The sequence below is a fragment of the Pseudoxanthomonas sp. LjRoot204_2 genome, assembly GCF_056175765.1.
Window position 1 is genome coordinate 20,850 of record NZ_JBGFFG010000001.1, and the last position, 6,268, is coordinate 27,117.

The 6,268-nt window shown below is 68.9% G+C and carries 7 protein-coding genes; 5 read left to right on the top strand and 2 right to left on the bottom strand.

The window, feature by feature from the left end:
- The first annotated feature begins 82 nt into the window (after positions 1-82).
- The 5 genes from AC04L7_RS00115 to AC04L7_RS00135 all read left to right on the top strand — a co-directional run bounded on the left by AC04L7_RS00115 (position 83) and on the right by AC04L7_RS00135 (position 3,825).
- Positions 83-628, top strand: a complete 546-nt coding sequence (locus AC04L7_RS00115) for a SixA phosphatase family protein (RefSeq protein ID WP_299341581.1) — start codon at positions 83-85, stop codon at positions 626-628.
- Positions 625-1,290 carry a deoxyribonuclease V gene (gene nfi / locus AC04L7_RS00120; protein WP_435997659.1) on the top strand — a complete coding sequence of 222 codons (666 nt, stop codon included), beginning with the start codon at positions 625-627 and terminating at the stop codon, positions 1,288-1,290. The genes AC04L7_RS00115 and nfi overlap by 4 nt, the downstream gene beginning before the upstream one ends.
- 88 nt (positions 1,291-1,378) lie before the next feature.
- On the top strand, positions 1,379-2,242 hold the full coding sequence (locus tag AC04L7_RS00125) for a pirin family protein (protein ID WP_296279999.1): 864 nt from the start codon (positions 1,379-1,381) through the stop codon (positions 2,240-2,242).
- Positions 2,243-2,395: 153 nt separating this feature from the next.
- Complete coding sequence (gene aqpZ / locus AC04L7_RS00130) at positions 2,396-3,118, top strand: aquaporin Z (RefSeq protein WP_296279998.1); 723 nt, start codon at positions 2,396-2,398, stop codon at positions 3,116-3,118.
- 245 nt (positions 3,119-3,363) lie between these two features.
- On the top strand, positions 3,364-3,825 hold the full coding sequence (locus tag AC04L7_RS00135) for a hypothetical protein (RefSeq protein ID WP_296279997.1): 462 nt from the start codon (positions 3,364-3,366) through the stop codon (positions 3,823-3,825).
- A 39-nt stretch (positions 3,826-3,864) separates the two neighbouring features.
- Here the strand turns inward: AC04L7_RS00135 and AC04L7_RS00140 are convergent, their stop codons facing one another.
- Positions 3,865-4,725, bottom strand: a complete 861-nt coding sequence (locus tag AC04L7_RS00140) for a pirin family protein (protein ID WP_435997656.1) — start codon at positions 4,723-4,725, stop codon at positions 3,865-3,867.
- Positions 4,726-4,902: 177 nt separating this feature from the next.
- Positions 4,903-6,264, bottom strand: coding sequence for an NAD-dependent succinate-semialdehyde dehydrogenase (locus tag AC04L7_RS00145; protein WP_475512342.1), 1,362 nt, complete (start codon positions 6,262-6,264; stop codon positions 4,903-4,905).
- Between the last annotated feature and the right edge of the window lie 4 nt (positions 6,265-6,268).

A 6,268-nucleotide genomic window follows, 5' to 3' on the forward strand; every position in this document is an offset into this window, starting at 1 on the left:
TAGCGGCAGCGCCGTGATGGCGCCGCTTGCGCCGGCCGATCCGCCGCTGCACGCTCGCCACCTGCCTTCACCGAGGATCGCCATGCGCCTGCCGCAACGGTTACGCACTCCCCTCCTGGTCCTGCTGGCGTCGTTGGCCGCCGGCTGCGTGACGCGCGCTCCCCGCGACATGGCCGCACCGCTGACGTTCGTGGTGGTCCGACATGCCGAGAAGGCGACGGACGATCCCGAGGACCCGAGCCTCTCCGCCGCCGGCCGGATCCGTGCCGATGCACTGGCCAGTCGCCTGAGCGACGAGCCGCTGGTCGCCGTTTACGCCACCGAGTTCCGCCGGACCCGGCAGACGGCACAGCCCACCGCCACGGCGCACCGGCTGCCGGTCGCGGCGTATTACGCGCGCGGTCCGGCGACAGAGATCGCGGGGCAGTGGCGGCAGGCGCACCGTGCCGGCACGGTGCTCGTGGTCGGCCACAGCAACACGGTGCCGGACCTGGTCGCCGCGCTCTGCGCGTGTGCGACCGCACCGATGGACGATGGCGAATACGACCGCATGTCCATCGTGCGCATCGGCGCCGACGGCGTCGCGACCCTGGACGTGCAGCGTTACGGCACCGCGCCGCCACGATGAACCCCGTATTCGGCGACTGGGACGGTAGCGTCGCGGATGCGCGGCGTGTGCAGGCGCAACTCGCGGCGGATGTCGTGCTGCGCGACGACGTGCCGGATACCCCGCGATGGCTCGGCGGCTTCGATGTCGGATTCGAGGACGACGGCGCCACGACCCGCGCCGCCGCCGTGCTGCTGGACGCCGGCACGCTGCAGCCCACCGCCATGGAGGTGGTCCGCCTTCCCACGTCGATGCCCTACGTGCCGGGCCTGCTGAGTTTCCGCGAGCTGCCGGCGCTGGTCGCTGCTCTTGGCCGGCTGCCGCACGTGCCGGACCTCGCCTTCGTAGATGGCCAGGGCATCGCGCATCCGCGTCGCCTGGGCATCGCCGCGCATTTTGGCGTGGTCACCGGCCTGCCTGCTGTCGGCGTCGCCAAGAACGTCCTCTGCGGTCAACACGAAGCACCGGGCGCCCTTGCCGGCGAACGCACGCCACTACTCCATCGCGGCGACCACATCGGCTGGGTCCTTCGCAGCAAGCCGCGCTGCAACCCGCTGATCGTCTCGCCGGGGCATCGCGTCTCGATGCAGGGCGCGCTGGACTGGGTGCTGCGTACGCTCCGCGGCTACCGCTTGCCGGAACCGACGCGGCTGGCGGACCGGCTGGCGTCGCGGCGCGGCTGATCCGGCGCGCAACGATCCGTTTCCGTGCTGTTGCAGGCATGGCCGAGGCGCCGTGCGATGCTTCGTCCCTCTCCCGGAGGACCTGCCCATGACCACGATCATCGCGCCCCGCGTGCACGACCTCGGCGACGGTTTCAACGTCCGGCGCGCCGTGCCCAGCCTCCAGGCCCGCAGCGTGGGCCCGTTCGTCTTCGTCGACCACATGGGGCCGGCGGTGTTCGAGCCCGGCCGCGGCATCGACGTGAGGCCGCATCCCCACATCGGCCTGGCCACGGTGACCTACCTCTGGTCCGGCGCGATCCACCACCGCGACACGCTGGGGTCCGAGCAGGTGATCACGCCCGGCGACGTCAACTGGATGACCGCCGGCCGCGGCATCGCCCACTCCGAACGTACGCCGGGAGACGTGCGTGCCGGACGCCATGACGTGCACGGCATGCAGACCTGGGTGGCGCTGCCGACGTCGGCGGAAGAAGTCGCACCCGAATTCCACCACCATACGGCGGCGACCCTGCCGTCGATCGAGCGAGGCGGTGCCCGGCTGCGCGTCATCGCCGGTCGCGCGTATGGCGAAGAGTCGCCGGTGAAGGTGTTCAGCGGTACCTTCAACGTCGCCGTGGACCTGCAGCCGGATGCCGAGCTGGACATCGACGGCGGGCATGTGGAGCGCGCGCTCTACGTACTCGAAGGCCAGGCGCAGGTGGACGGTGCGGACATCCCGGAGAAGCACCTGGTGGTGTTCGATCGCGGCAGCCGGGCCGTGCTGCGCGCCAGGACACCCGTGAAGGCCATGTTGCTGGGCGGCGAGCCGCTGGATGCACCGCGCCACCTGTGGTGGAACTTCGTGTCGAGTTCCAGGGAGCGCATCGAACAGGCCAAGCAGGACTGGCTGGAAGGCCGCTTCGGCCACGTCCCCGGCGAAACCGAATTCATCCCGCTGCCCGAAAGATGATCGCCGGCCTCGCCGCCAGAATGTGACACGAACTTCATTGGCGTTTGAATGCCTGCGGCGTAACGCAAAGCAAACACGTACGGCGAGGGGCTTCCGCTATCGTGCGCGCACCGTCATGTGACGGGGCGCACGATCACAGTGAGGGGAGCTGACATGAGTATGGCGAAGAGGCTCGCGGCAGAGTTCCTGGGCACGTTCTGGCTTGTGTTGGGCGGCTGCGGCAGCGCAGTGCTGGCGGCCAACTTCGGCGGCGATGGCAATCCCCTGGGCATCGGACTGCTGGGCGTGTCGCTCGCGTTCGGCCTGACGGTCCTCACCGGGGCCTACGCGTTCGGCCATATCTCGGGTGGCCATTTCAATCCGGCGGTCAGTATCGGCCTCTGGGCCGGCGGACGCTTCCCGGCGCGCGACCTGCTGCCCTACATCGTCGCCCAGGTGGTGGGCGGTCTCGCGGCGGGCTTCATCCTATGGCAGATCGCCTCGGGCAATCCCGCTTTCGCAGTGGATCCGAATGCGGCTGGCGCCTTCGCCAGCAACGGCTACGGCGCCATGTCGCCCGGGGGGTATTCGGTAGCGGCCGGCTTCCTGACGGAAGTCGTGCTGACGGCGTTCTTCCTGGTCGTCATCATGGGTTCCACCCACGGCCGCGCGCCGGTGGGTTTCGCGCCGATCGCCATCGGCCTGGCCCTGACCCTGATCCACCTGATCAGCATTCCGGTGACCAATACCTCGGTGAATCCGGCGCGGTCGACCGCCGTCGCGCTGTTCGCAGGGCCGGCTGCCGTGGGCCAGCTGTGGCTGTTCTGGCTGGCGCCGATCCTCGGCGGCCTGATCGGCGGAATGCTCTATGGTTGGTTGGGTCGCGACCGCGACTGATTCTTGCGCGCCGTGCCCGGTGGATGCCGGGCACGGCGACGGCATGGCGGTGACCGGGATCGCCGTTCCCGCGCCCTCGCGTTGTTTTGCGACGCAGCATGGGCTATGGTCGGGTCGACTGCCGGGGGAAAGCGGCAGCCGCCAACGTGGCATGCCAGGGGATGACGGAGGGCCGTGACGGCCCGCCACGGTGCGCGGACATTCGTACCGCCGTAGTCCGGGGTGTCGCACCCCAGGGGATTTGCATGAAGACCATGATCGCTGCCTTCCTTTTCCTGTTTTCCGCCGCTGCGTGGGCGCAGACAGCGCCGCCGTGCCCCACCCTGCCCGCGAACGCGGGCCTGGAATGGCAACAACGCGTGGATGCCACCTTCATCGCCTGCAAGGCGGTCGCCGCCGACGGGCGCGAGGTGCTGAACGTCATGCTCACCTCGCGCGATCCGCGGATCCGCCTGGAACGGCGACTGCGTGAGGAGGAAAGCGCGTTCTCCGGCGAGGAGATCTTCTGGTACCGACCCGATCTGGCCGGCCAGGAAACCTCGCCCGCGATGGCCTCGCGCCGCATCACCGTCGTCGAGCTGGACAACGACCGCTACGCGCAGGTCTGGATCAACGCCAACTCGCCCGAAGAGCTCGGCAGCCTGATTTCGCTGGCTCAGCAACTGGACGTGCGCGCCACCAGCGCGCAGCTGTCCGCCGGCAACTGATGGTCGCGGGGCGGGACGTGGTCCCGCCCCCTGCAGGGTTCAGAAGCGGCCTTCCTGGAAATCCACGAACGCCTGCATCAATTCCTGCCGGGTGTTCATGACGAACGGGCCGTGGCGCATCACCGGCTCGCGCAACGGACGCCCCGCCACCAGGATCAGCCGCGCCGGCTGGTTGCCCGCACGCACCTGCAGCGTATCGCCACCGCCCAGCACCCCCATTTCATGGGTGTCCAGCGCACGCGCTTCTTCGCCCTCGCCCACCGTCACCGCGCCCTCGAACACGTAGGCGAACGCGTTGTGGCCGACGGGCAGCCTGTAGTCCCAGGCACGTCCGGGCTGCAGTGCGATGTCGAGGTATACCGGGTCGGTGGCCGGTTGGGAAATAGGGCCCCGCGTGTCGCCGACACTGCCGGCGATCACCTTCACCTCGATGCCGTTGGCCGGATGCGCGACCGGAATCTTCTCCGGCGCGAACTCCTGGTACTTCGGCGCCGTCATCTTCTCGCGCGCCGGCAGGTTCACCCACAGCTGGAAGCCGCGCATGCGGCCGGATTCCTGCTCGGGCATCTCCGAATGCACCAGGCCGCGACCGGCCGTCATCCACTGCACGGCACCTGGCGTCAGCAGGCCTTCGTTGCCGTGGTTGTCGCGATGGCGCATGCGGCCATCGAGCATGTAGGTGACGGTCTCGAAGCCGCGGTGCGGATGCTCCGGGAAGCCGGCAAGATAGTCCTCGGCCTTGTCGGTGCCGAACTCGTCCAGCAACAGGAAGGGGTCGAGATCCGGCAGGTCGGGCCCGCCGATCACGCGCGTCAGCTTGACGCCAGCGCCATCGGACGTGGGGCGGCCGCGGATCGTGCGGATCACGCGGGCGGGCGTGGTATCGGTCAGGGTGCTCATGGCGCCTCCAATTCAACTGCCGACAAGATGGCACCGGCATGTCGACTTAGGAACGGCGCCTGCCGTAACCATCCGTTCCACCCATGGACACCGTAGGGCGGAGCCTGCTCCGCTGCCCTTCTTCCTGGCCCCTCATCACTGAGCCGAGCATGCCCGGCTCTTCGATGCCATCCCCGGTCAGGCGATATAGACCGACTTGATGTTCATGAACTCGTGGATGCCGTGCTCGGCCAGTTCGCGACCGAAGCCGGACCGCTTCGTACCGCCGAACGGCAGGYGCACGTCGCTGCGCACGATCGCGTTGACGAAGGCCGCACCGACCTGCAACTCGCGCGCGATGCGGTTGCCGCGCTCGACGTCCTTCGTCCACACGCTGCCGCCCAGCCCGAACGTGGTGTCGTTGGCCACGCGCACGGCCTCGGCATCGTCCTTCACCCGCAGGATGCTGGCGACGGGGCCGAACAGTTCCTCGTCATAGGCCGGCATGCCCGGCGCGACCGCATCCAGGATCGACGCCGGATAACCGGCATGCGACGCATCGGGTTCCGCGCCCAGCAGCACCTTGGCCCCTTTGGAAACGCTGGCCTGCACCTGCTTGTGCAGCTCGTCGCGCAGGTCCTGGCGCGCCATGGGAGCGAGCGTGGTCGCCTCGTCCTGCGGATCGCCGAGCTGCAGCTTTGCCGCCGCTTCCACGAAACGCTTCACGAACGCATCGGCGATGGCGTCCTGCACGATGAACCGCTTCGCAGCGATGCAGGTCTGTCCGGCGTTGCCGAAGCGCGACGCCACGGCGCCGGCGACGGTCTTGTCGAGGTCGGCATCGTCCAGCACGATGAAGGCATCGCTGCCGCCCAGCTCCATGACGCTCTTCTTGAGCTGGCTGCCGGCGTTGGCGGCGACGGAACGGCCGGCACGTTCGCTGCCGGTCAGGGTCACCGCCGCCACCCGTGCATCACGGATGACCTCGGCCGCCTGATCGTTGTCGATGTGCAGCACGCCGAACACACCTTCCGGCAGGCCCGCCGCAGCCACCACCTCCCCGATCACGTCGGCGCAACGCGGCACGTTGCTCGCATGCTTCAGCACGGCGACGTTGCCCGCCATGAAGGCCGGCGCCAGGAACCGGAACACCTGCCAGAGGGGGAAGTTCCAGGGCATCACGGCCAGCACGCAGCCGATCGGCTCATAGCGCACGTAGCTGCGCTGGCCATCGGTGGCGACCGGCTGGTCCTGCAGGTAATCGGCGGCGTGGTCGGCGTAGTAGTCGCAGGCGCCCGCGCACTTGTCGACCTCGGCCAGCGCCTCCTTGCGCAGCTTGCCCATCTCGGCGGTGATCGTGCGCTGGATATCCTCGCGACGCCGGCGCAACTCGGCGCCTATCGCACGCAACACCGTGCCGCGTTCGGCCAACGACAGCGCGGACCACGCGGGAAATGCCTTTACCGACGCCGCCAGTACAGCGTCGACCTGCGCGGGTGTCATCAGCTCGTGGCGATACTCGACCTTGCCGGTCGCGGGATTGGTGGTTTCGATGGTCATGGAG